Source organism: Methylobacterium sp. OAE515 (assembly GCF_041806315.1).
Taxonomy (GTDB): domain Bacteria; phylum Pseudomonadota; class Alphaproteobacteria; order Rhizobiales; family Beijerinckiaceae; genus Methylobacterium; species Methylobacterium tardum.
Window position 1 is genome coordinate 3745677 of sequence record NZ_JBGMUV010000001.1, and the last position, 23993, is coordinate 3769669.

Sequence of the window (23993 nt, forward strand, 5' to 3'; positions counted from 1 at the left end):
CGCCCGGGCGAGGGAGCATGGCATAGCAAAGCCGGCTTCGAAACATGGCGCCGGTCTCGGAGGGCCTGAGGTACCCTGGCGGCGTATTATCAATCCTGGCTCATGGACGATCGACCATGGACGTGGCCTCGATCCGGGCCGTTAGAGCCAGCGTCCGGCGTCGCGAGTGGGCTCGCTGGCTCGGGGCGGCGTGCAGCGCATCACGGCGATCGTGCAGGAGGACGCGGGGCTCACCCCATACTCCGATCCCGCTCTGTTCGGCGTGACCGGCAACAATGGTTATGGCCTGAAGGTTTTCGCCTGTTTGAAATCTGCCGGGCTGCCCTTCAGGCACACGCACATCTCGGACGCTTCGTCCGCGCCCCGTGCGCAGCGTCCCGACTTCATCGACGGCGATGACGCAGTCGGCGACCGTGACCGCATCATCTCGTATCTCACGCATCGATATGGCTTGACCCCTGACGCAGGGTGATCGTCGCCGTCCGCTGGCACATTCTGCCGCCGCTCGATGACGGCCTCGATGCTCTGGCTACGGCGCGGACGCTATCGGGTCATCTAGGCGATCCAGCCGAGCACGGTTGCGCAACGCTCAGCTTGGTCGCGGGTCAGGCCAGACGCGACGGCCGTACCGTTGCGGTAGACCACGAAAGTGCCGTCGTCGGTCGCGCGGATCTTGATCGAGGCCATCACGCGCCTCCAACCGTGAGAGCCTGGAGCTGGCTCAGCCCGGTGGCCGTGATCTGCCAGGTGGCAAGCTCACCGCCGGCGTCGTGGCCACCGACCTGTTCCAGATGCCCGCGACTTTCCAGTGCGGTGAGGCGGCTGTGATCGCTGGGCCAGGAGTCGTCGGGTTTCCGATAAATCGAGATCCGGTAGTCGCGGGCCTCGGCGGCTTTATTCAGAAGACGGCGCTCGTGGTTGACCAGCATTTGCTCTCCTGGGTTAGGCGATCGCGGCGGCCATGCGTTCACGCACGGTCACGCATATGGCCAAGCTTGAGCAACAGTGCGGCAACAATGTGGTTTTCTGCGTAGGTCCTGCGCTTCCAGACGGGAGCGCTGGGCGATGTCTGCAGGGCCGCATCGACGGACAGCGCGCGTACGACCTCGCGATCAGCGCCTGCCGGACCGTAGGCGCGCCCGATCCTCTCGGCTTCGTGCGGACCGCAGCACGCGTCCTGGACGGGCAGAGCGACCTGCGCACGGCGCGGCTGCGTCGTTCCCGGCAGAGCGGCAGAGCCGACGCAACAGCCTCCGCGGGCGTCGCCACGCATGCTCCTGCCGTCGATCAGGGGGCATCGCTGGCGGAAGGCGTGTTGGTTGACGTCCGCCTTGTCAGAGGTGTCGCGATCTCATTGAGCCGCGGCCGGAACGACGTGGGTCCGGATCGTCGAAGCGCTGCTCCGGCCGGATCGGCAGGGCAGGGCGCACCCACCGTCGGATGCTCCCCTTTGCAGCACGCCCGCTGATCCAGCCTGTCGCGCATCTGCCACATGCTCACGGCAACGCATCGGCCAGACGCAACCAAAGCGCAGCTGAGATGTTATGGCGCTCGGCCGTGTCGATCGTGAAGTATTCTGCCGACTTCAGGCATGTTCATATTCGATTTACTATGCCGGCCCGCCCCATCGTCGACGAGTGTGTCCGTAAAACTACAGCCAATTCGGCCACGGATCGGTAGTCATACATCCAGACTGAAATCTGGACCTGACCCAATGACCAAGCTCATCGCCTCCCTGGCCGCCTTCACCGCGCTGACCGCTGCCGCCTCGGCCGCCGACCTGCCGCGCCGCGCTGCTCCGCCGCCGGTGTTCACCCCCGTCCCGGTGTTCACCTGGACCGGCGCCTACTTCGGTATCAACGCCGGCTACGCCTTCGACGCCAGCAGCCGCTCCAACAGCTCGGTGTTCGGCGTCCCCGCCCCCTACGCCGCCCTCGGCACCACCGCCACCTTCCGTGACCGCAGCCAGGACGGCTTCTCGGGCGGCGCGCAGGTCGGCTACAACTACCAGTTCACCCCGGGCTCGGGCGTGGTCGTCGGCATCGAGGCCGACGCTCAGTACCTCGACTTCGGCCGCAACCGGAACAACGCCTTCATCTCCGGCGCCGTCGCCCCGGGCTACTACGTGACCGACCCGCGCGGCCTGTCGAGCCTCGACTACTTCGGCACCGTGCGCGGCCGCCTCGGCTACGCCTTCGACCGCACCCTCGTGTACGGCACCGGCGGCTTCGCCTACGGCTCGGGCAGCGCTGACCGCTCGTTCGGCGGCTACGCCGGCAACGACAGCTTCCGCACCGGCTACGCGGTCGGCGGCGGCGTCGAGTTCGCCCTGCCCACCGAGTCGTTCCTGAACTTCTTCCGCTCGTCCGCCGTGACGTTCAAGATCGAAGGTCTGTACGTGAACCTGGAGCGCGGCAACCGCAACCAGGGCGCCCTGGTCGTCAACGCCGCCAACCTGGTCCCGGCCTATTACAGCCCGATCGGTCGCCGCGACGACGAGTTCGCCGTCGTCCGCGCCGGCCTGAACTACAAGTTCGGCTCGTACTAAGAGCCTGTCGCGCTGCTCCCGGTATCTGTCCCGGGAGTTGCGGCGGCGGGCGAGGGGTAGCTGGTCCTCCTCTTGGCTCTCCGCCGTCGAAGAGCAGCCATCCGGTTGACCTTCGCATCCCCAGCCCGATCAAACTGGCCGCGAGGTCGGCGACACCCTGGGAGCACCCGCTCCTGGGGTGTTTCTTGTTTGGGATCCGGTCCGGGTGCCGGCCAGCTCCGTCTCGCCAAGACCGGTGCGGTGGACCTCGGCTTCACACTGCGGCCCTGAACCGAACCGAGGGTGGCTGAGGACGGCGTGTCTCGGCAAGGGATCAAGGGCGACCTCTTGTTCCGGACCGACGACCCGGACGGCACGATCGCCGTGCAGCAGGCCGGGGGCCCGGGGCTGTCCAAGGAAACTCGACAGCGTCTTCCAGACCCGCACCTTCCCGGCACCGCGCGGCTGCGGCGCCGGACGGCGGCATGAACGCTGCCTGGTGCCAACGGCAGGCCCCTTCAGCATCACGCGCGTTCAGACGCGCAGACGGAACGCGCGGTCCGGATGCCCGGGCCGATGGCCCCATGACAGCGGCCTGTGGCTGAGAGTACGACGGCACGGACGCGAGAAGGAACAACGATGAGCTTTGTGACCACGGGCGACGGAACGCAGATCTTCTACAAGGATTGGGGGCCGCGGATGGGCCGGCCGGTGGTGTTCAGCCACGGCTGGCCGCTGTCCTCGGATGCCTTCGAAGACCAGATGATGGCCCTTGCGGACGAGGGCTTTCGCTGCATCGCCCATGACCGGCGCGGGCATGGCCGCTCGAGCCAGACGTGGTCCGGCCACGACATGGATACCTACGCGGCCGACCTCGCGGCCGTCGTCGGGGCCCTCGGCGTGACGAACGCGGTCCATGTCGGCCATTCGACCGGCGGTGGCGAAGCGTTGCGCTACGTCACTCAGCACGCGCATGGCCGCGCCGCCAAGCTCGTGCTGATCAGCGCCGTGCCGCCGATCATGGTGCAGTCGCCCGCCAATCCCGGCGGATTGCCGATGACGGTGTTCGACGACATCCGCGCAGGCGTCGCCGGCGACCGCTCGCAATTCTTCAAGGACCTCTCCGGTCCGTTCTACGGCGCGAACCGGGACGGTGCGACGGTCAGCCAGGGCCTGCGCGACTCCTTCTGGCTCCAGGGCATGATGGGCGGGCTGAAGGCCGAGTACGACTGCGTCAAGGCCTTCTCGGAGACCGACCAGACCGACGACCTGAGAAGCGTGACGATCCCGACCCTGATCCTTCACGGCGATGACGACCAGATCGTGCCGATCGCGGGCGCGGGCGAGCTGCAAGCGAAGCTGATCAAGGGCGCGACGTTCAAGGTCTACCAGGGCGCGCCCCACGGGATGTGCTCGACGCACAAGCAACAGGTGAACGCGGATCTGATCGCGTTCCTGGCCGCCTGATGCCGGAAGCGCCATCGATGATCCTCGGCCGATAGCGCGCGGATGGGGTGCCCCCGGGACCGGCCGTACCGGTCGAACGCGTCCAGGGTCACGCCCTGTCGGGCCTGGGGGCGGCACCTGAGACCGGCTCGGCGTCGGCCCGCCTCACGCAAGGCCGGGAACCGGCCGTCTAATGGCTGCCGCCGAGATACGCCGCCCGCACGGCCGGATCGTTGCGCATCTGCTGGGCCGGGCCCTGGAAGCGGATCCGGCCGTTCTCCAGCACGTAGGCGTGGTCGGCGACGCCGAGCGCCGCCATGGCGAACTGCTCGACGAGCAGCATCGTCACCTGCTCGGCCTTGAGCAGCCGGATGATCCGGAAGACCTCCTCCACGAGCTTGGGGGCGAGCCCCATCGAGGGCTCGTCGAGCAGGAGGATCTCGGGCCGCAGCATCAGGGCCCGGCCCATGGCGAGCATCTGCTGCTCGCCGCCCGAGAGCGTGCCGGCGAGCTGGGTGCGCCGCTCCTTCAGCCGCGGGAACATCTCGAAGGCCCGCTCGCGGTCGGCCGCGACGTCGCCCTTCGGGCGCGAACCGGTCAGCCGCGGGAAGGCGCCGAGCGTCAGGTTGTCCTCGACCGAGAGGGTCGGGAACACGCGCCGGCCCTCCGGCGAGTGCGCCAGGCCGAACCGGGCGACGTCGTGGCTGTCGAGCCCGCCGATCTCGCGCCCGTTCAGGCGGATCGAGCCGGCCCGCGGGCGGATCATGCCCGACAGGGCGCGCATCGTGGTGGTCTTGCCGGCCCCGTTGGAGCCGATCAGCGCCACGACCTGACCCTTCGGAACCTGGAAGTCGAGGCCGTGCAGGACCTCGACCTGGCCGTAACCGGCCGACAGACCCGTGACCTCAAGCATGGGTCAACTCCTCGTCGGCGACCGGACTGCCGAGATAGGCCTCGACCACCTTCGGATCGGCCTGGACCTCGCGGGCGCTGCCTTCGGCGATCTTATGGCCGAAATCGAGGACGCTGACGCGGTCGCACAGGCCCATGACCACGTCCATGTGGTGCTCGATCAGGATGACGGTGATGCCGGCGTCGCGGATCTTGCGGATGATCGTCGTCAGCTCGGCGATGTCGGGGGCGGTCAGGCCCGCGGCCGGCTCGTCGAGGAGGAGCAGGACCGGGTCGAGGGCCAGAGCCCGCCCGATCTCGAGGAGGCGCTGCTTGCCGTAGGGCAGGTTGCGGGCCTCCACCTGCGCCAGGGCGCCGAGGCCGACGAAGTCGAGGATCGCCATGGCGCGGGCGCGCTGCTCGCGCTCCTCCCGGCGCCGGCGCGGCGTGCCGAGGATCGCGTCGAACAGGGTGCCGCGGAAACTGTGGTGCAGCCCGACCAGCACGTTCTCCAGCGCCGTCATCTCGCGGAAGAGCTGCACGTTCTGGAAGGTGCGGGCCACACCGGCCGCGGCGATCTCGGAGGGCGTGCGCCCGTCGAGGCGCTTCGTGCCCTGGCCGCGCGCCAGGGTCACGCTGCCGCCGGTCGGCCGGTAGATGCCGGTGAGCACGTTCATCATCGTGCTCTTGCCGGAGCCGTTCGGCCCGATCAGGCCGTGGATCGTGCCCGGCCGCACCGTGAGGTCGACGCCGGCCAGCGCCTTGAGGCCGCCGAACTGCATCAGGGCCTGATCGACGGAGAGGAGCGGGTCGGCGCCCCGGTCGCCGCTCTGGGCGCTCAGCGCCGCGCCTTCGGCGTGGAGGTTCTTGCCCTCGGCGGTGTGGGCCGGGCGCAGGGCGGGGATCGTCTCGCGGAGGAAGCCGACGATCCCGTCCGGCAGGTAGTAGACCACGAACAGGATCATCAGGCCGAACACGGTCAGCCGGAAGTCGGTCACGGATTCGAGCGCGAGCGTCGCCGGGAAGAAGGCGAGGCAGAGCCCGACCGGCACCAGCAGGGCGTACCGGTTCTCCCGGCGGCGCAGGAAGGCGAGCGCGCCCACCACCAGCGCCGCGCCGGCGATGATCCCCGCCATGATCCGCACCAGCCCGATATCGGCGAGCACGTTCGGCATCATCACGATGATCGCCGAGCCGATGATCGGCCCCGCCCGCGACTTGCGCCCGCCCATCGTGACGGCGAGCAGGAACAGCACGGTGAGCTCGAACCCGTAGGAGTTCGGCGCCACGTAGCGCTCCGACCACGCGAACAGCGCGCCCGCGAGGCCCGCCAGCGCGGCCGAGATCACGAAGGCGTAGACCTTGTAGCGGTAGACGCTGACGCCCATGCAGTCGCAGGCGATCGGCGAGTCGCGCAGCGCCTCGAAGGCGCGGCCGTAGGGCGAGCGCACCACCCGGTTGACCACGAGGATCGTGGCCAGCAGCGCGAGGCAGACGAGGTAGTAGAATTCGAGCTTGCGCCCGGCGGCGCCCCAGGGGGCCTGCAGGCCGAGGAGCGAGAAGTCGAGGACCCGGGCCGGCGGCAGGGTGATGCCCAGCGGGCCGTTGGTCAGCGGCGTGAGCTCGTTGATGAAGATCTGGATGATCGTGCCGAAGGCCAGCGTCACCATGGCGAGGTACGGGCCGGTGACCCGCAGGGCCGGCACGGCCAGCAGCACGCCGAAGGCCGAGGTCACGCCGATCCCGGCCAGGATGCCCCACCAGATCCCGAGCTTGAAGTGCAGGAACAGCACCGCCGCCGCGTAGGCGCCGACGCCGAACAGGCCGGCATGGCCGAGGCTCACCTGACCGGTATAGCCGACCACAATGTCGAGCCCGAGGATCAGGATCGCGTAGATGGCGATCACCACCATCAGGTGGATGTAGTACGAGCTCGTGACCACGTGCGGGAACACGGCGAGGCCGACGACCAGCAGCACGGCGCCGAGGATGCCGATATGGCGCGACAGGCTGGGGGCGGTGGCCGGGGCGGCTGCGTCGGCGGGGGCGAGGGTCTGCGCCATGGCTCAGGCTGCCGTGAGGGTTGTGCGGGCGGTCACGGTCAGACCTTCTTGATGACGGCCTTGCCGAACAGGCCGACCGGGCGGATGGAGAGGACGACGAGGAGCAGGATCAGGCCCGGCACATCCTTGTAGCCGGTCGAGATGTAGAAGCCGGTCAGCGTCTCCGCGACGCCGAGGATCAGGCCGCCGACGATGACGCCGAGGCCGGATTCGAGGCCGCCGATGATCGCCACCGCGAAGGCCTTGAGGGCCAGGACGGAGCCCATCGTGGCGCCGGTGAGCGTCACGGGCGCCACCAGCACGCCCGCGAAGGCCGCCGTCATGGCACTGATCGAGTAGGAGAGGGTGATCACCTTCTGGGTGTTGATGCCCATCAGCCCGGCGGCGTCGATGTCGTTGGAGGTGGCGACGACCGCCTTCCCCCAGATCGACTTGCGATTGAAGATCTCGACGGCGAGCATCATCAGCAGCGCGCCCGCGACGATCAGCAGTTCCATCGGCAGGATGCGCACGCCGCCGACCTGAATCGCGGTCTCGGGCAGCGGGGAGGGGAATTTCAGGTCGTCGCGGCCCCAGACGTTCTCGGCGACGTTCTTGAAGATGATACCGAGCGCGATGGTCGCCATGATCCACCCGTACTCGGACTTGATCTTCACGGCCGGGCGCACGCCGAGGCGCTCGACCACCGCACCGAGGGCGAAGCCGAAGACCAGGACCAGCGGGATCATCAGCCAGTAGCCGACGAACGGCACCAGGGTCAGGCCGAACAGGGCCCCGAGCGCCAGCGCCTCCCCCTGGCCGAAATTGAGCGTCTTCGAGGTCGCGAAGGTGAGCTGATAGCCGAACGCGATGGCGGCGTAGATCATGCCGACCGCGACGCCGGAGGCGATGAGCTGGAGCAGGATTTCCATGGGATCGCTGTCACCGGAGGGACGTCCGGTCGCGCGGCGGGCGCCGCGGGACCGCTCTGCGGAGCGCCGACAGGCCGAGGCACCGCCGGGTCGGGGAGGGTGGCCGCGCCCGGACGGACGCGGCCATGACGACCTCAGTTCGAGGACTTCTCCTTGACGCGGACCACGCCCGCGTTCTTGGCGTCCTCGTCCTTGGCGTAGACGATCTTGCCGTCCTGCACCTTCCCGAACACGACCATGTTGCGCGAGATCGCGTTGTGGTCCTTGGCGGTGAAGGGCTTGTCATAGGTGGTGACGACGCCCTCGACCTTCTCGTTCAGGTTCTCCAGCGCGGTGCGGATCTTCGGCCCGTCGGTGCTGCCGGCCTGCTTGATCGCCGCCGCGAGGAGATAGATCGAGTCGTAGGCCTGGGCGCCGGCCACCGGGGTCGGGATCTTCGTCACGCCGTAGGTCTTGTAGTAATTCTCCAGGAACGCCTTGCGCTTCGGCAGGGTCTGATCCTCGATGAAGGTCTGGGGCATGATCACGCCGTTGCCGTTTTGGCCGGCGATGTCGATGAAGCTCTGCATCGAGGAGGGCCAGCTGGTGATCATCGGGACCTTCCAGCCGAGCTTGGCCATGCCGCTGGCGATCTGGGCGAGTTCCGGCCCGATCCCGTAGGCGAGGATCACCTCGGCGCCGGCCTGCTGCGCCTTCAACAGCTGGGCCGTCATGTCGACGTCCTTGATGTTGAACTTCTCGACCGCGACGGGCTTCACATTCTTGGTCGCGAGGTACTTCTCGATGTCCTCGCGGCCGAGCTGGCCGTAATTGGTCGAGTCGGCGAGGACCGCGATCTTCTTGTGACCCTGGGCGAGCGCCTCGTCGACCATCAAGCCGGCCTGGAGCACGTCGTAGGCGGAGTTCCGGAAGACGTAGTTGGCGTCGTAATCCGGCTCCTTGAACTGGTTGGTGATGATCGTCCCGGTGGCGACGTTGTTGAACACCGGGATCTCGGCTTCCTGATAGAAGCGCTGGGCGGCGAGCGCGACGCCGGTGTTGATGAACCCGACGGTGGCGACCACCTTCTCCTTGTTGATGAGTTCCTGCGCGACCTGCGCGCCGACCTCGTTCTTGGCCTCGTCGTCGCGCTCGATCAGCTGGATCGGGCGCCCGAGCACGCCGCCGGCCTTGTTGATCTCGGCGGCGGCGAGCTTGGCGCCGTCGCGCATCGAGACGCCCATCGAAGACGACCCCCCGGTATAGGGGCCGCTCAGCCCGATCTTGATTGGGTCTGCGGCGCGCGCCGGCGCCGTTGCGAGCGTGAACAAGAGCACGGCGGCAGCCGTGCGACCAGCGAAGACCATCGTTTCCTCTCCAGGCGACCAAGTGCGCCGCGTGCCCTTCGTCGTGGCACTCTGGAAGGAGGATCTCGCCGACTCAGGGTGGACCGTCAAGCTGCAAGTCCAATATGTCCAAGACGATCAATACCGATTGTTCACGGTCTTCTATCAACAAAGCCACAGGCCGCAGAATTTTCGTCGACGCCCGGATCGCGCGGATTAAGAACCGGGCACGAACGTCCCGTGCTGCCGAAGGCTGTTATGGAGCTGGGTCGGGCTGATGCTCGGATGGGCGGGGTTGAGTTCTGCCTGCAAGCCATATCGGCGCGACATCTCCGACGCGGAGCGGGCGCTGGCCGCGCCCTAACCTGGCGTGCTGCGTGAGGAGGCCGGTCGACCCGCGCACGCGATTCGCGCGGTGTTCAACGGCCTGTGCGATGTGGCCAGAGGCCGCTGCCCGTGGCGGCTGATGTCCCAAGACTTTTCGCCGTGGTGCGTCGTGTCTCGGCAGGCCCAGCGCTGGCGGTCGGCCGGCTGTACAGTCTTAGGACGCGACCAGATCGCCGCTGAACCCATGGGCGTCGAAGATCCTCCGGACGACGCCAGTCCGCTTCGCGTCATCCAGCCAAGTCGTGACTGTGCCGAGGGCGCCGGAACGGCCCTTTGGGACAGCGACGGCGACCTGCGTCTGCTGGAAGCCGCCCGTGACGATCCGCGAGCCTGGAACCTGCTGCATCACCGGCCGCAGGGTATCGCGCGAGAGGGCGAAAGCATCTGCCAGTCCGGCGCGCATCCACGCCACGGCCTCGGCCACGGACGGCACCGCGACAGGCTGCGTGTGCATCAGGGTGCGCGCGGAGGCGCGGAACGTCGTGGTCCCGTCGATCGCCAGCACGCGGACACCCGGCCGGTCCACCTGCGCCACGTCGGTGATCCCCGATGCCGCGCTGGCGAGGTAGGTGCTCTCCAGGTCGTAGTAGCCCGGACCGAAATCGAGCACCTGCCGCCGGGTCGCGTCGACCGGCATGAAGCTCACATCGATGGCCTCAGCCTGGAGCGCCGCAGCCGCGGCACCCGAGTTCGGAAACAGAGTGACGGCGAGCGGCAACTCAGTCCTTCGCGCCAAGTCGTGGGCCAGATCGGCCGTGACGCCCGCGGGCGTCCCGTCGGCCGAGCGACTGACGAAGATGAGGCCGGGGGCGGGGGCCTCGATCAGACCGACCCGCAATGTGCCGGACGGGGCGAACGCGGCCTTCACGGCCGCGTCCAGGGCTTCGCTGGGCAGAGTCATGCTGGCGAGGAGAGGGACCGCGGAGAGGAGCCGTAAAGCACTGCTCCAAGGTATTGCGCAAGCAGACCTCGTGGAAGCACGGACCTGAAGTCTCGGTCTTGCAGGCAGGTGAGGGCTGCTGCCGGCCTCGGATCCACACACGCGAAAGCACACCGCCCGTGCCTGATCCGTGCCGCCGCACGGGCGGCCGGCGAATGACCAGGCCGACAAGGGTTTGACGGCCACCCGAGGCCAAGGGTTTGCGCCCGGAAATGGAAACGTTGCGTTTCGCCGGTTTCCGTATTCGACGCTGACAGGATCGCGCAATGTGCGTCCGGCGACGCGTCGTCGGGGCGCATCCCGTCTCACCCGGTCGGGCTTGGCCGAAAGAGGAGCAAGAGCGATGAGCTGGCACAGTGCGGATGACCCGGTCCCGGGCGACTCTTTCAGCTGCGACGCGATCCAGACTCTGATCGTCCCGCGATCGCGCGACCTCGGCTCGTTCGCGGTGCGCCGCGCGCTCCCCTCGACCGAGTGCCGGATGGTCGGCCCCTTCATCTTCTTCGACCAGATGGGCCCCTCCGAGTTCCTGCTCGGGCAGGGCATGGACGTGCGGCCGCACCCGCATATCGGTCTGTCCACCGTCACCTACCTGTTCGACGGCGAGATCATGCACCGCGACAGCCTCGGCACCGAGCTGCCGATCCGGCCGGGCGAGCTGAACTGGATGACGGCCGGCCGCGGCATCACCCATTCCGAGCGCACCGGGCCGAACCTCCGGCAGACCGGCTCCCAGCTTTTCGGTATCCAGAGCTGGGTCGCCCTGAGCGCCCGGGACGAGGAGACGGCGCCGGCCTTCGAACACTACGATGCGGCGGCGCTGCCGGTCCTGACCGGCGAGGGCAAGACCGTCCGGCTGATCGCCGGCGAGGCCTTCGGGGCGCGCTCACCCGTGCGGACCTCCAGCCCGATGGTCTACGCCGATGTGGCGCTGGAGGCGGGCGCCGTGCTGCCGCTCGATCCCACCTACGACGAACGCGCGATCTACACGGTCGCGGGCGCGATCGAGATCGCCGGCGACGGTTTCGGGCCCGGGCAGCTGCTGGTATTCCGCCCCGGCGACCGGATCAGCATCCGCGCGTCGGAGACGGCCCGGTTCATGGTGCTCGGCGGCGAGCCGATGGACGGGCCGCGCCATCTCTGGTGGAACTTTGTCTCGTCCCGGCCCGAGCGGATCGCGCAGGCCAAGGAGGATTGGCGCCAGGGCCGGTTCGACACCGTGCCGAACGATGCCGAGTTCATCCCGCTGCCCGAGGATCCGCCGGTCCGCTATCCCTGACGGCGCGGCACCGCCACCTGCCCGGTGGCCCCATGTCCCGTTCGGAGACCGGAGCACCTCATGGCTGTCGCGGCATGGGACGCGCGACGCGATCGCGTGCCCGTCGTCGCCCGGCCGGCGGCGGGTGCCGGCGCATCGAGCTGGCGCGCGCCCGCGGCCGCACGGACTTCCCGCGCGGCGTGAACAAGGGCCGACCCTCACACCCGTCGACATCGCCCCCTTCGCGATCCGACTGACGACAAACGCCCCCCAAAACATCGGGCGCCGGATCGGCCCCCGCAAAACTGGCTCTGCCCAACCCATGGCTCTCGCAAGGGCGGAACGGACCGCCCGCGGGAGACGTGACATGACCAAGACGATGATCTTCGTGCTCGTGGCCGGCAGCCTGATCGGCGCGGCGCACCCCGTCCTGGCGCAGGAGCCGGTCGCGACGGCCGAGCCCCGCGGCAACCAGGAATTCATCGGCGTCGACCTCGACAATGGCGGCGTCTACTACAACGGCCACGACTCGGGCCGCTTCTGCGTCTACCGCACGGTGGAGGTGTTCAACCGCTACACCGGCTACGTCGAGGCCCGCCGCGTGCGCCGCTGCGGCCGCGGCCTCTACCTGCGCTGAGGCGAAGCGGCATGATGCTCGCCCGGCTCTCCCCCCTGCACCTCGCGGCGCTCGGCCTCGTCTTCGCGCTCATCGATCGCCTGTGAGCGCGCCTCAGGCAGCGCCGCCGGCATTGTCTCGCCGGTCCGGGCCGACTATTGCGGCCACGGTTCGGAGCAGCCGGCGACGAATACTGATCGCGCCGGCACTCGAGAAGGATAGGCGCATGGTGACCCTCGTCACAATGTCCGCGCGTCGTGGATATCCGCGCCTATGGGGCGGCTGGCTGCCGATCCTCGTGCTGGTCGCGTGCGCCTGCCTCTGGGGCGACCGCGCGGCCCGGGCCGCCGAATCCGCATCCCTCGCCGACAACGCCGACTCGGTGGCGGTGGTGATCGGCAACCGCGACTACAAGCAGACCGTGCCCGTCGACTACGCGCACAACGACGCCGACGCGATGCGGGACTACCTCGTCCAGCGCCTCGGTTACCGCGAGGCCAACGTCTTCGTCCTCAAGGACGCGACGCTGAACGAGTTCAACCAGGTTTTCGGCACCGAGCGGAACCCGCAATCCGGCCGCCTGTGGCGCAGCGTGCGCGAGGGCCGCTCGAACGTGTTCGTGTACTATTCCGGCCACGGCGTGCCGGATCTCGCCACGCGCCAGCCTTTTCTGCTGCCCCAGGACGGCAACCCCAACCAGGGCGAGAGCGGCTTCTCCCTCGAGACGCTCTACCGCAACCTCGACCTCGTGAAGCGCAAGATCGGCGCCGAGCGCCAGCTCGTGGTGATGGTGGATGCCTGCTTCACCGGGGAGACCGGCCGGAAGGGCGAGAGTCTGCTCGCCGTCTCGGCCCCCGGCTTCGCGCCGGCCAAGCCGAGGGCCGAAGCGGGAATCGTTCGGGTGGTCGCGACCTCGGGGGCGACACCCGCGAACTGGGACGCGGCGAACAGCCTCGGCCTCCTCACCAGCCGGTTCCTGATGGGCGTCTCAGGCCTGGCCGCGGCGGAGGGCGGCGACGTCCCATGGGCCGCGCTCAAAGCCTACCTGCGCCGCGAGGTTGCGGAGGCGGCGCGCCGCACCAGCGGGCGCGAGCAGGTGCCGGAGGTGGACGACGCCCCGATCGTCCTCAAGGCCTCGGCCCCGGTCGCCGCGGTGGCGGCGGGCGTCGCGCAGGTGCGCGATGAGGCGGCGTGGCGCCGGGCGGAGGCGCTCGGCACCCAGGCGGCCGTCGAGACCTACATCGGCACCTGCGGGCCGACCTGCGCCTACCGCGCCCAGGCGATGGACCGGCTCTTCGCCGGCCGGCAGCGCGACGCGGCAGCCCTCGACCAGGAGAACTGGGCGAAGTTCGGCGCGGCGCGGCAGTACCAGGCCTATCTCGACACGTGCGGCGCGGTCTGCGCCTACCGCAGCCTCGCCCTCGGCTACCTCGGCGGCTCGGATCCCGCGGCCGACCCACGCGTCAAGCGGTGCGACGCGCTGGCTGCCGGGACGGACGATCCGGACCGGCCGGCGTCCGTCACCGGGGTCAAGCTCGGGCGCATCGAACCCGCCGCCGCCATCGAGGCCTGCCGCCCGGCCGCGGAGGCGTACCCGAAGCTGCGCCGCCTGGCCTATCAGCTCGGCCGCGCCTACGACCGCGCCGACCGCTACAAGGAGGCCTTGGCGGCCTACGACCAGGCGGCCAAGGCCGGCAGCATCGCGGCGATGAACAACCTCGCGGCCCTCTACGAGAACGGCCAGGGCGTGAAGCGCTCTCAGGCCGAAGCGTTCCGGCTCTACAGGCAGGCCGGTGAGGGTGGCAACGTGGTGGCCCTCGCCAATGCGGCGCGCATGCTCGAGTACGGCAACGGCATCCCCAGGAACGAGGCGCAGGCGGTCGCCCTCTACAAGCGGGCGGTGGACGGCGGCGACGTCGCGTCGATCTCGAAGCTCGTCCCGCACTACGCAACCGGCGCCTACGGCTTCCCGAAGGACCTGCGTCAGGGCTTCGACCTGTTCCGGCAGGCCGCCGACCGTGGCGACCCCGTCGCCATGGCCACCATGGCGACGCTCATCGACAACGGTTTCGGGCGCTTCTTCCCCGGCGTGCGCTCCGCCGACCTCGTGATGCAGGCCCTGAAGCGGGGCGAGCTCGGCGCCGCCTCGGTCTCGGCCACCGACACCGCGGCCCAGAAGCTGAAGCCCGACACGATCCGGGCGATCCAGAAGGCGGTGAAGCAGGCGGATTACTACCCGGGCGCCATCGACGGCCGCTTCAACCCCGTCTTCGTCCGCGCGCTCGACCAGTACGCGCGCGCCAACGAGGCGGAATGAGCGGACAGGGGCTGGGGCGGCCGTGCGCCCCGATTCGCCGCACGGGGTCCACGCGCCGCGCGGGCAGGGCGGGCCGGCGCCCGGCCCTGCTCCTGGCCGTATGCCTCGCCGCACGTCTTGCCGCGCCGGTCCCAGCGCGCGCCGATCCCGGAACCGCGGCGCTGACACCCCTCCTCGACGCCGTGGCGGCCTGCACCGGCCGATCCGACCTCACCGTCGCCGTCATCGGCGTCGAGGCGGGCCAGACCGCGCTCTCGCGCGAGCAGGCCGAGGAGGTGCGGCTCGCGGCCGAGACCCGGCTTCAGGCCACCGGCCGCGTCCGCTTGGCGGCCGCGGCCGACGTGGTGCGGATCAAGGCCCTGCGCGAGGGCACGACGGGACTCGCGGCCGGCGAGGCCGAGGCGCAGATCCGCGCGGCCTTCGCGGGTGACGCCAGCGTCTTCCTCGTCGACACGCGGCGCGCGGGCGACACCGCCACCTTCCGCCTCCAGGCCATCACCAGGGCCGCCGACTGCAAGGCGACCAGCGAGCCGATGGTCGTGCCGATCCGCACCGGGCCGGGCGTCTCGGACGTCGACGCGGTGATGGAGGGCGCAGTCCGGACGCTCGACGCGGCCGTGCCGAACGCGGGCCGCATCGACATCTGCCCCTTCGCTACGGATGGTGGTCACTCCTCCTGCGCGGCGGCCCTCACCGATCGCCTCGCGATCGCCCTCGACGCAGAGGCGCGAACGCCGAACCGGATCCTGAAGGGCGGGCGCCTGGAGGTGCGGCGTCAACCTGCCGGCGGCGCCTGTCCCGGCACCGGCCTCACGGCGCGCGGGCGCTTCCTCACCGATCCGGCCCGGCAATCCTGGATGGAGTTGGAATTCCAGCGGGACGGAATCGTCATCGCACCGACGGGACGCCGCCGCATCGGCATCGAGGGTCTCGGTTGCGATCCCACGCCACGGCCCTTCCTCGACCACGTGGCGGCCACGGCGCCCACGGACGGGGCGCGGCTCTCGGTCTCGGCCGTCTCGGCGCCCTTCGCCCGAGGCGAGCGCCTGGAGCTGCGGATCGACGCGAAGGTGCGCCAGACCCTGTACTGCTGGGTCCTGGCCCCGGACGAGACCGCATTCGTCGCGCTGCCCGTGCGCGGCAATGCGGCGTCGCAGGCGCCCCTCGCTCCGGGGACGGCCCGGCGCTACCCCCGCGGCTACGGGCTCGACGAGATCGTGGCGTCCGAACCCTTCGAGAACCTCTTCGCCTGCTTCGGGGTCGAGGGCGGCCTGCCCCCCGAGCTGGCGGCGCGCTGGCTCGACGCCGCGCCCGCCGCCGACACGGAGGCGCGCCTGCTCCAGCCCGCCGAGGTGCTCGATCTTCTGGACCGGATCCGCCGGGTGCCCGGTGTGACCGAAGCGACCGCGCGTATCTCCGTGCGCTGAAAGCCCGCGAAACCTGGTCTGGCGGCCCAAGACTGATGCGGGACCAGCTCACGCGAGGGTTGCGGGGGGATGACAGGGGATCACGGAAAGTTTATCGGCGAGCCGCGCCTTCGGGCGCGCAAGACAGACCGCGGGGGGCGACTCATCGGGGGCTATGACGAACGCTGCGCGGCTGACTTCGCCAGTATCGGCGAGGGGCGCGACCTGACACGTGAGGATCGGGCGTGGCTCGTCCGCGTCGTGACGGGCGCCGTGCGGCCGAACCGCGACAAGCCGCTCTGGGATCTCGCCCACGCCCTCGCCGCCCTCGCCGCCCTCACGCGGGCGCAGGATGGGCGCGACCTCGTCACCCTCATCCTCGACCCCCGGCTCGCCCGGCCTGCGGCGGCCGCGTCCCGCTTCGCCGACGCGCGGACGGAGGGCGCCGCCACGGACGCGCGCGGCCTCGTGCTGTCCGGCGCGCGGGACTGGCGCTGCACCTGGGCCGGTCTCGGCCGCCTGCTCGCCGTCGCCGAGTTCGTGCTGACCGCCGACGATCTCGCGTCCTTCGCCACGGTATCCGGCTGGCTCGACGAACTGGTGCGCGCGCCCGGCCCCGACGCGGCCGAGTTCCTGGGCAAGCGCCTCGCGCGGCAGCTGGCCGCCTATCGGAACGCCCACCTGCCGCTCGCGCCCCTCGAGCGGCGCTTCCGGGCGATCCTCGACCACCTCGACGGCCGCACGGTCTTCACCGACGACGACATCGTCGGCTACTGGCGCGCCGAGATGGCGGCGGGTGACGAGCGGCCGGGCTTCCGCACCGTCGCCGAGCACTTCGTCACCTTCGAGGTCGCCGGTCATCTCCTGGGCAGCCTCAGGAGTCTCGATGCGGCCGCCTCTCTCGACGCGGTCGCGGGCTGGGAGGAGCGTCTCGACGCCTCGCTGGCCGATCTCGCCACCGCCGAGCCGGCTGAGGGGCTCGCGGACCTGCTCGCCGACCTGCCGGACGGGCTCAAGATCCTCACGGGCGCCGAGCGGGACGACCTCGCCGACCTCCTCCGTCTCGACCCGTTCCACCGGACGCGCCCGCTCACCAGCCTGCGCGCGGTGAGTTTCGGGCGCGTCCAGTCCGGGCTCGCGAACCGCCTGCGCCGCGGCGGCGGCGGGGCCGGCCTCGCCGAGCGCGCGGCCTGCGCCGAGGCGGAGAGCTACGCGGCGGTGGCAGCCCGCGCGCGGGCACTGTCGGCCCATCTCGCGCGGATGCTGCGCATCGCGGCGGCCCTGCGCCTCGCCGAAGCCGACGGCCTCGCGCCGGAAGTGCGCGCGGCCCTCGCCGCCGCGGAGGCCGACCTGAAGCGGGTGCGGCGGGCGGGCTTCGACGACCGCGCGCAGGTCCAGGCCGGCTTCGCGGCGGCGGATGCGGCGCTCCTGCGCCTCGCCGACGAGGTCGGCGGGCTGGAGCGGGCGCTCGATGCGCTCGCGCGGCAGCGTCCGCTGGACGCGGCTTTCGCGGCCGACCGGGCCGTCTTCGCCGAGACCCTCTCGGCGGCCTATGCCGGGGAGGCGGCGGCGTGAGCGAGGAGGCGGCGCGCCTGCTCGCCGAGATCCACGCGGCCCGCGCCCTGATGCGCGCGCCCGCTGCAGCCGCCGCGCGACCGTCGACGGCGGCGCTCTGGGCGCATGCTCTGCGCGAGGCCGGCGCGCCCCTCGACCTCGCGGTCGTGCGCGCGCTCCGCGGCGATCCCGACGTCGCGCGACGCTACCGCACGCTGCTCGCCGGACAGGCCGTGGCCCACGCCCCGCTGGCCATCGCGGCCTCGGACGGCGACCTCGCGGCGCGTCGGGTCGGTCCCTTCCTGCTCGAGGTGGTGCCCGCCGATGACGATGCGCCGCCGCTCCTGGTCATCCGCGGTGGCGACGACAGGCCGCTCCGGGCGCTGGAGGTGAGCCTCGGCGCCGACACGGTGCGCCTCGCGCTCCCGCCGCCGGTCGAGGGCGCGATCGTGATCGCCCTGGACCCGGCGGTGCCGGAGGCGGACCGGCTCGGGCAATTCCTGCGCGATCCGGCCGCCGCGGTGTTCCTGCTGTGAGCGCCGGAACGCCATGACGCCGGTCGCGGTCCTGATCGTGGTGCCGACCACGGGCGGCCCGCTCGTGGTGCGCTCGCTCAAAGCCCGCCCCGGATTGCCGGCCTCGGCCGCCTTCGCGCAGGGCGACTACCGGCCGCTGCCCTGGTCGGGCGACTACGCCCGGCTCGCCGCCCCAGGCGGCCCGCTCTCATCCCTCGCGGGCGCGACGGCCGCGCATGAGCTGCGGCTGTCCGGCTCCTTCGACGCCGGCCGCTCCTGGGAGGTGCCGGTCTGCCTGGCGCACGGCCTCCTGGCGCGGGGTCATCGCCTCGTCGCGGAGCCGGGCGAGGCCGATCTCCTCCTGTGGGCGACGGGCGCGGTCGATCTCGACCTCGCGGTGCTGCCCGGCGACTACGCCCTCCTCGACAAGATCGAGCGGTCGCGCGCGCTGCTCGACGCAGCACCGCAGACCCCGCGCGCGGTGCTGCTGCCGGAAGGCCCCGAGCGGGCGGCGGCTGTGAGTGCCCTTCAGGCCCTCGGCGCTCCGGGCGCCCTCAATCTCCTGCCGGCGACCAACGTGGCGGCGGCGCTGAGTGCCCTCACGGCGGGCGGGGCCGCCGAGGCACGGTCTGCCATTCCCGCATCGCGGTTGCGGCGTGGACCAGCCCTCGCAGCCGGAGCCCTCGCCCTGGGCCTCGCCGGTGTCGCCCTCGGGACCGTCTATGCACGCCCGCCCATCGCCGAGGCGCCGGTGACCGCCGCGGCCGGCCCGGAGCCGCGCACGGGCGGGACCGCACCACGGACCGGCCCATCCACGGCCGCCGTCAGGGCCGGATCCTCACCCGTCGCGGCCGCACCCCTCGTCCGCGTGGACGAACTCGTCGCACCCGCCCGCTCCTCCTGCCGGCGGGTCGCCTTCGGAGCCGATCCGCCCGAGCGCCGGCCGGTGCCCGAGGAGGCGGACGGGCGGCTGCGCCCGACCCGCCTCGCGCCGGATCTGTGCGGCCTTGCCTTCCGCCCCGCCGCGCCCGGCGGCCGGATCGAGGTCGGTCCCGAGCTGCGCACGGCGTCGCTGCCGCCGAGCGCGCTCAGCGACGGCGCCCAGGCGTACTTTCTGCGCGAGGGCGCGCGCCAGAACCTCGTCTACGCGGTCCAAGCGGTTCCGGAGGCGGGAGCCGCGCGCCGCCTCACGCACGCGCTCGAGCGCCCATGACAAGTTGCGTCAACGAAGCGGCGTCGCGCGGGCGCGGCTGCGCCGGCAGGACCAGGGGAGGACAGGAATGGCCGAGGCCCGCCACCGGACACGCCGAGCGAGGGGCGTCGCCCTCGTCGCGCTGAGTGCCTGCGCCGCGACGGGCGCGCGGGCGCAGAGCGTCGGATTCGACCCGGCCGATTACGGCAAGGCGCAGCTGCCCTTGCGTCAGACGACCGGGGATGCGGCGTCCTACGTCGACCAGAACAAGGGCGCGTTCGAGCCCATCGCCGAGCTCGACCCCAGCAGCGCCCTCGCGGCGCTGGCCCGTCCCATCGGCCGCGTCGACATCGTGATGCGGAACGTGTCGAGCGGCCAGATGATCGGCGCCTCCTGCACGGGCGAGCTGGTCGCGGGCGATTACGTGCTCACGAACCACCATTGCCTGCCGCAATCGGGCGAGTTCCGGCCGGTCAAGGCCTCGATCCTGATGGATTACCTGACCCTCGACGGGAAGGGTGCGCAGCGATTCGAGATCGACCCGCGCCCCGTCGAGTTCGACCCGCGCCTCGACTACGCCGTCGCCCGCGTCGCCGGCCACCCGACGGGGACCTACGGATCGGTGCGGCTGTCCGCCGAGGCCGTCCCGGGCAACCGCTCGATGCTGGTGATCCACCACCCGATGGGCCGGCCGAAGGTGATGAGCCGCTTCCGCTGCTTCGCCCTCAAGGACCAGGCCGAGGGGCCGGACCTGCGCCACCGCTGCGACACTCTCGGCGGCTCGTCGGGCTCGCTGATGTTCGACGCGGATGCGGGCGTCGCACTCCACAAGGAGGGCGGGCTCGACCCGAAGGACGCGACGAGCTTCAACGCCGCCACGCGGCTCGCCGCGATCCTCGGCCGGAGCCGCGTCCTCGCCGAGGCCGTCACCGCGCAGGCGAGGCCGGCCGCCAAAGCCTCGGCCCCGCCCCGGCCCGGAACCCCTCCGCCTGCCGCCGGCACCGCCGCGGCCAATCCGCCCGCAGGCGGTCCCCTCGATACCGACGGGATGAACGCGATCCTGCGCGGACGGTGACGGGATCCGGCGGCGAAAACCGCTCTGCCTTGCCCATGGACGGGTCAGACGGGGCCGATGCCCGGCCCGCAGGTACGAGGAGCACAGCCATGCGCACGGCTTTCGCGCGACCGCCGAGCCTGATCCTGGCCGCCGCCCTGCTCGGGGCGCAGCCGGCCTGGGCAGGACCGCTGACCGAGGTGCCCGGCGCGCGGAATGCTGCGCCCGAAGTATCGGGGCCGCCGCGCGACGCGGCCGCGGAGGCCGAGGAGGCGCGCGCCGCCAACCCCTCGGCCACCGCCATCATCCGCTCCCTCGCCCCCTTCGCCGACGGCAACCCGGGCGCGCCCGCCCAGCCGCTGGCGGTGACGCCCGCCGACGGGGGCGCGCCGATCCGGGTCGACGCGGCGCGGGCCGTCGATCTCACCGTGTTCTTCGCCTACGACAGCGCCCGGCTGACGCCCGAGGCCCGCATCCAGCTCGAGCCTCTGGGTCAGGCGCTGCGCTCGGGCGAACTCGCCCGCCACAGCTTCCTGATCGCCGGGCACACCGACGCGGCCGGCGGCTGGTCGTACAACCGACGCCTGTCGCTGGCCCGGGCTCGCGCGGTGCGGGCGCACCTCGTCGCGACCTACGGGATCGATCCCGACCGCCTGCGCGTGCACGGCTGGGGTCCCGGACGGCTCAAGGATCCGGACGCGCCGCTCGCCCGGGTCAATCGCCGGGTCGAGGTGAGCCTGATCGCCCCCCGCAACGCTTCCCAAGGCGCCCGGAGCTTGCCGGTCCTCGCCGAGGCCGGTTGCCCCACGCCGGGCCTCGCCGATCCCCGGCGCCGCGTCGCCCTCGACCTCGACGATTTCGACGCGGCCCCGACGCCGATCCCCTGCGCCGACTGACCCTTCACCGATTCCCGCGACCCGAGACAGGAGCCCAACCCATGCGCACGCTTTCCGCCGCCGTGTCGGCCGGCCTCGCCCTCGTCTTCGCCCTGTCCGCCGCCCCGGCGCAGGCGCAGGCCAAGCCCAACATCGTGGTCATGGGCGAGGATGCTGATGAGGATGCCGTGCCGCGGGGCAACCGCATCTTCCAGCGGGTCATCGCCGAACTCTCCGAGACGATGAACCTGCGCGGCTACAACGTCTACGACGAGACCGCGGTCGCCATGGGCTTCACCCAGCCGAACCGCGTCCGGCGCCGGGATGCCGAGCTGATCGAGGTCGCCCGCGCGGTGTCGAACCCGCCCCTCGACGTGGTGGCGATCTTCCAGATCTACGCCTCGGCCTCGAAGTCGGCCTACTCGGACATCGTGCGCCCGCAGGTGCGCATCCCCGGCCGGCTCCTCAACGTCCGGACGGGACAGTCGCTCGGCGCCTTCGAGGTCGCGGGCCTGCAATTGCCGCCCCTGCCGCAGGGCTGCGACCGCGAGTGCCTGCTGGAGCGGGTCGGCGCCGAGGCAAAGACGATCGCCGGCGACGTCGCCTCCGCGCTCACCGCCAAGCTGGATGGCTTCGTGGCGCCCCGCCGCGGGTCGGACGCGGGCGCGCCCGCGGGCGACGCCGCGCCGGCCACCCCGGTCGTCGGAGCCGGACCGGCCACGGGGGGCGAAGGCTGCGGCGGCCTGCCCACCGCCTACACGGTGCGCCTCGACGGGTTCTCGCCCCAGGAGGTGCAGGCGGCCGAGGAGTACATGGCGGCCTTCCGCTGCTACGAGCACCACCGCCCGGTGCGCGCCGGGGGCGGCTCGGCCGAGTACTGGTACGAGACACGCTCCGATTCCGCCCGCCTCACCCGCAACCTGCGGCTGATGCTCGACCACATGAGCGCACCGGGGCAGGTCCAGTTCTCCGGCAACACCATCGTCGTGCGTCGCATCGCGACGCGCTGAATCCCGAGACTCCGTCAGGGACATGCCGATGGCTTACCGCATTCCGCACCACCCGCTGGTCCGGCTCGCCGCGCTGCTCGCGCTGCTGACGGCGCCGCTCGCCGCCCGCGCCGCCGAGCCGGTCTTCCCGGCCAACGCGTCGGTCGGCCTCGTGCCGCCGCCCGGCATGACGCCCGCGAAGACCTTCGCGGGCTTCGAGCACTGGTCCGGCGCCTCCATCGTGATCGCCGAGATGCCGCCGGAGGCCTACCCGCAGCTCGTGGAGCGCTTCACGCCCGAGACCCTGCGGGCGACCGGCTTCGAGGCCCAGGGGGCCGGCGAGCCCCTCGCCGTCGCGGGCGGCGAGGGGCGCATCCTGCGCGGCAGCCAGGCCGCGAACGGCCTGACCTACACGAAATGGGTCGCGATCGTCCGCGGTGCCCCGGGCACCGGCCTCGTGACCGTGCAGGTCCCGCAGACCGCCGACGCGCAGGTGCCGGGGCCCGCGGTGGAGGCGGCGCTGCGCACGATCGGCTTCCGAGCCCCCGCGAGCCTGTCCGACCAGATCGCCGCTCTGCCCTACACGGTCGGAGATCTCGGGGGGCTGCGTCCCGTGCGCGTCTTCATGGGCAGCGGCCTCCTGCTGACCGACGGCCCGAAAGACGTGGACCCCGAGGGCACGCAGGCGCTCGCCATCGTCACGCCGTCCATGGGGCAGGTGGCGGTGCCCGCCGGCGGCGAGGGCGCCCTCGCTCGAAAGGCCTTCCTGGGCGGCCTGCCGCAGATCACGGACGTCGCGGTGACCGGGGAGGATAGGTCGGTCCGCGCCGGTGCCACGGTCGTGCGCCTCCAGGGCACCGCCAAGGATGCGCGATCCGGGCGCAGCTTGCGCGTGACGCAGACGATGCTGTTCGCCAGATCCGGCTACCTGCGTCTCCTCGGCGTCGCCGGCCCCGACCAGACGCGCGCGCTCGACGGCATCGAACGCGTCGCCGCCTCGCTAGCGCTGCGGTGACGCCGCCGTGACCCCGTCCCGCGCCCGCGCCGCCGAACGCCCTGCTTTCGGCACCCCGATGCGAACCGGAGAGACCTGACCATGCGAACGATCCTCGCCGGCGCGGTCGGCGCCCTGATCATCGCAGCGCCGGCGCGCGCCGAGGCGGTCCCGACGCTTCTGCGAGACTGGACGGCGCTCAACAGCCTCTGTCGCGGCGGCTCCGGCGACGACCCGCGCACGCAAGCGGCCTGCGACCGGCGCGACGCGCTCGATCGCCGGCTCGTCGCCGCGGGCTGGTGCTACGGGCGGCCGGGCGACATCGGCGCCCAGCGGACCTGGCAGCCCTGCGGTGGCGCGGCCGGACAGCCCGCGCAGGCCGGGACCGGAACGCCGCAGGGCGCGGCGCGCCGCGCGCTCCTCGACGCCGCCCGCGGCCCCGCCGAGGCCGGGCGCGGCCAGCCGGTGCAGTTCGTCGTGCACGCCCTCAACCGGGACGGCCCCTGGGCCTTCCTGTTCGCGCGGATGCAGCGGCCCGACGGCCGCCCGCTCGGGCGTGGCGCCGACGACCTGGGATCGAACGACTACGCCGCGCTCCTGCGCCAGGACGGCGGCGGCTGGCGGGTCGTGGATTTCACCGTGGGACCGACCGACGTCGCCTGGGAAAACTGGGACCGCCGCTACGGCGCTCCGGCCTCCGTCTTCGCGGTCCGCTGAGGCCGATCATACCGTC

At 71.5% G+C, this 23993-nt stretch carries 22 protein-coding genes and 1 pseudogene; 16 read left to right on the forward strand and 7 right to left on the reverse strand.

What is annotated here, in order from left to right; genetic code table 11:
- The first annotated feature begins 190 nt into the window (after positions 1 to 190).
- The gene (locus ABIE45_RS18275) at positions 191 to 472 is read left to right on the forward strand and encodes a hypothetical protein (protein WP_192711201.1); all 282 of its coding nucleotides are present in this window, start codon (positions 191 to 193) and stop codon (positions 470 to 472) included.
- A gap of 83 nt (positions 473 to 555) precedes the next feature.
- Here ABIE45_RS18275 and ABIE45_RS18280 read toward each other — a convergent pair whose 3' ends face one another.
- The gene (locus tag ABIE45_RS18280) at positions 556 to 687 is read right to left on the reverse strand and encodes a hypothetical protein (RefSeq protein WP_283214881.1); all 132 of its coding nucleotides are present in this window, start codon (positions 685 to 687) and stop codon (positions 556 to 558) included.
- Positions 687 to 929: a hypothetical protein gene (locus tag ABIE45_RS18285; protein WP_192711202.1), complete on the reverse strand. Its 243-nt coding sequence runs from the start codon at positions 927 to 929 to the stop codon at positions 687 to 689. The genes ABIE45_RS18280 and ABIE45_RS18285 overlap by 1 nt, the downstream gene beginning before the upstream one ends.
- 785 nt (positions 930 to 1714) lie before the next feature.
- Between ABIE45_RS18285 and ABIE45_RS18290 the strand changes: the two genes are divergently transcribed.
- Both ABIE45_RS18290 and ABIE45_RS18295 read left to right on the forward strand, forming a co-directional pair.
- Entirely contained in the window at positions 1715 to 2548 is an 834-nt protein-coding gene (locus ABIE45_RS18290; protein ID WP_373622437.1) for an outer membrane protein, read from the forward strand.
- A 618-nt stretch (positions 2549 to 3166) separates the two neighbouring features.
- Positions 3167 to 3994 (forward strand): alpha/beta fold hydrolase, encoded by an 828-nt coding sequence (locus ABIE45_RS18295; protein ID WP_192709328.1) that lies wholly within the window; start codon positions 3167 to 3169, stop codon positions 3992 to 3994.
- Between the two features lie 169 nt (positions 3995 to 4163).
- Here the strand turns inward: ABIE45_RS18295 and ABIE45_RS18300 are convergent, their stop codons facing one another.
- The 4 genes from ABIE45_RS18300 to ABIE45_RS18315 form a co-directional block, all read right to left on the reverse strand.
- The gene (locus ABIE45_RS18300) at positions 4164 to 4886 is read right to left on the reverse strand and encodes an ABC transporter ATP-binding protein (protein WP_024827743.1); all 723 of its coding nucleotides are present in this window, start codon (positions 4884 to 4886) and stop codon (positions 4164 to 4166) included.
- The gene (locus ABIE45_RS18305; protein WP_192709329.1) at positions 4879 to 6927 is read right to left on the reverse strand and encodes a branched-chain amino acid ABC transporter ATP-binding protein/permease; all 2049 of its coding nucleotides are present in this window, start codon (positions 6925 to 6927) and stop codon (positions 4879 to 4881) included. Before ABIE45_RS18305 ends, ABIE45_RS18300 begins: the two co-directional genes overlap by 8 nt.
- A gap of 38 nt (positions 6928 to 6965) precedes the next feature.
- Positions 6966 to 7838: a branched-chain amino acid ABC transporter permease gene (locus ABIE45_RS18310; protein ID WP_192709330.1), complete on the reverse strand. Its 873-nt coding sequence runs from the start codon at positions 7836 to 7838 to the stop codon at positions 6966 to 6968.
- 134 nt (positions 7839 to 7972) lie between these two features.
- A complete protein-coding gene (locus tag ABIE45_RS18315; protein ID WP_192709331.1) occupies positions 7973 to 9184 on the reverse strand; it encodes an ABC transporter substrate-binding protein in 1212 nt (403 codons plus the stop codon).
- A gap of 349 nt (positions 9185 to 9533) precedes the next feature.
- Between ABIE45_RS18315 and ABIE45_RS18320 the strand changes: the two are divergent.
- Positions 9534 to 9686 (forward strand): annotated as a pseudogene (locus ABIE45_RS18320) (transposase); the annotation flags it as partial.
- Positions 9687 to 9704: 18 nt separating this feature from the next.
- Here the strand turns inward: ABIE45_RS18320 and ABIE45_RS18325 are convergent.
- Positions 9705 to 10451 (reverse strand): transporter substrate-binding domain-containing protein, encoded by a 747-nt coding sequence (locus ABIE45_RS18325; RefSeq protein ID WP_192709332.1) that lies wholly within the window; start codon positions 10449 to 10451, stop codon positions 9705 to 9707.
- Positions 10452 to 10833: 382 nt separating this feature from the next.
- Between ABIE45_RS18325 and ABIE45_RS18330 the strand changes: the two genes are divergently transcribed.
- From ABIE45_RS18330 to ABIE45_RS18385, 12 genes are all read left to right on the forward strand, one after another.
- Complete coding sequence (locus ABIE45_RS18330; protein WP_192709333.1) at positions 10834 to 11769, forward strand: pirin family protein; 936 nt, start codon at positions 10834 to 10836, stop codon at positions 11767 to 11769.
- A 346-nt stretch (positions 11770 to 12115) separates the two neighbouring features.
- Entirely contained in the window at positions 12116 to 12385 is a 270-nt protein-coding gene (locus ABIE45_RS18335) for a hypothetical protein (RefSeq protein WP_192709334.1), read from the forward strand.
- 205 nt (positions 12386 to 12590) lie between these two features.
- On the forward strand, positions 12591 to 14681 hold the full coding sequence (locus ABIE45_RS18340; RefSeq protein WP_373622439.1) for a caspase family protein: 2091 nt from the start codon (positions 12591 to 12593) through the stop codon (positions 14679 to 14681).
- Complete coding sequence (locus tag ABIE45_RS18345) at positions 14678 to 16108, forward strand: hypothetical protein (RefSeq protein ID WP_373622440.1); 1431 nt, start codon at positions 14678 to 14680, stop codon at positions 16106 to 16108. Before ABIE45_RS18340 ends, ABIE45_RS18345 begins: the two co-directional genes overlap by 4 nt.
- Before the next feature lie 69 nt (positions 16109 to 16177).
- On the forward strand, positions 16178 to 17662 hold the full coding sequence (locus ABIE45_RS18350; RefSeq protein WP_210331869.1) for a hypothetical protein: 1485 nt from the start codon (positions 16178 to 16180) through the stop codon (positions 17660 to 17662).
- Positions 17659 to 18177, forward strand: a complete 519-nt coding sequence (locus ABIE45_RS18355; protein WP_373622441.1) for a hypothetical protein — start codon at positions 17659 to 17661, stop codon at positions 18175 to 18177. Before ABIE45_RS18350 ends, ABIE45_RS18355 begins: the two co-directional genes overlap by 4 nt.
- Positions 18178 to 18190: 13 nt before the next feature.
- Entirely contained in the window at positions 18191 to 19369 is a 1179-nt protein-coding gene (locus ABIE45_RS18360) for a hypothetical protein (protein WP_192709335.1), read from the forward strand.
- Positions 19370 to 19436: 67 nt separating this feature from the next.
- Positions 19437 to 20423, forward strand: a complete 987-nt coding sequence (locus tag ABIE45_RS18365; protein WP_192709336.1) for a serine protease — start codon at positions 19437 to 19439, stop codon at positions 20421 to 20423.
- A gap of 89 nt (positions 20424 to 20512) precedes the next feature.
- Positions 20513 to 21298, forward strand: a complete 786-nt coding sequence (locus ABIE45_RS18370; protein ID WP_192709337.1) for an OmpA family protein — start codon at positions 20513 to 20515, stop codon at positions 21296 to 21298.
- Between the two features lie 41 nt (positions 21299 to 21339).
- Positions 21340 to 22287, forward strand: a complete 948-nt coding sequence (locus ABIE45_RS18375) for a hypothetical protein (protein ID WP_192709338.1) — start codon at positions 21340 to 21342, stop codon at positions 22285 to 22287.
- A 28-nt stretch (positions 22288 to 22315) separates the two neighbouring features.
- Positions 22316 to 23281, forward strand: coding sequence for a hypothetical protein (locus ABIE45_RS18380; RefSeq protein WP_373622442.1), 966 nt, complete (start codon positions 22316 to 22318; stop codon positions 23279 to 23281).
- A gap of 81 nt (positions 23282 to 23362) precedes the next feature.
- The gene (locus tag ABIE45_RS18385; protein ID WP_192709340.1) at positions 23363 to 23977 is read left to right on the forward strand and encodes a hypothetical protein; all 615 of its coding nucleotides are present in this window, start codon (positions 23363 to 23365) and stop codon (positions 23975 to 23977) included.
- The last annotated feature ends 16 nt before the right edge of the window (positions 23978 to 23993 follow it).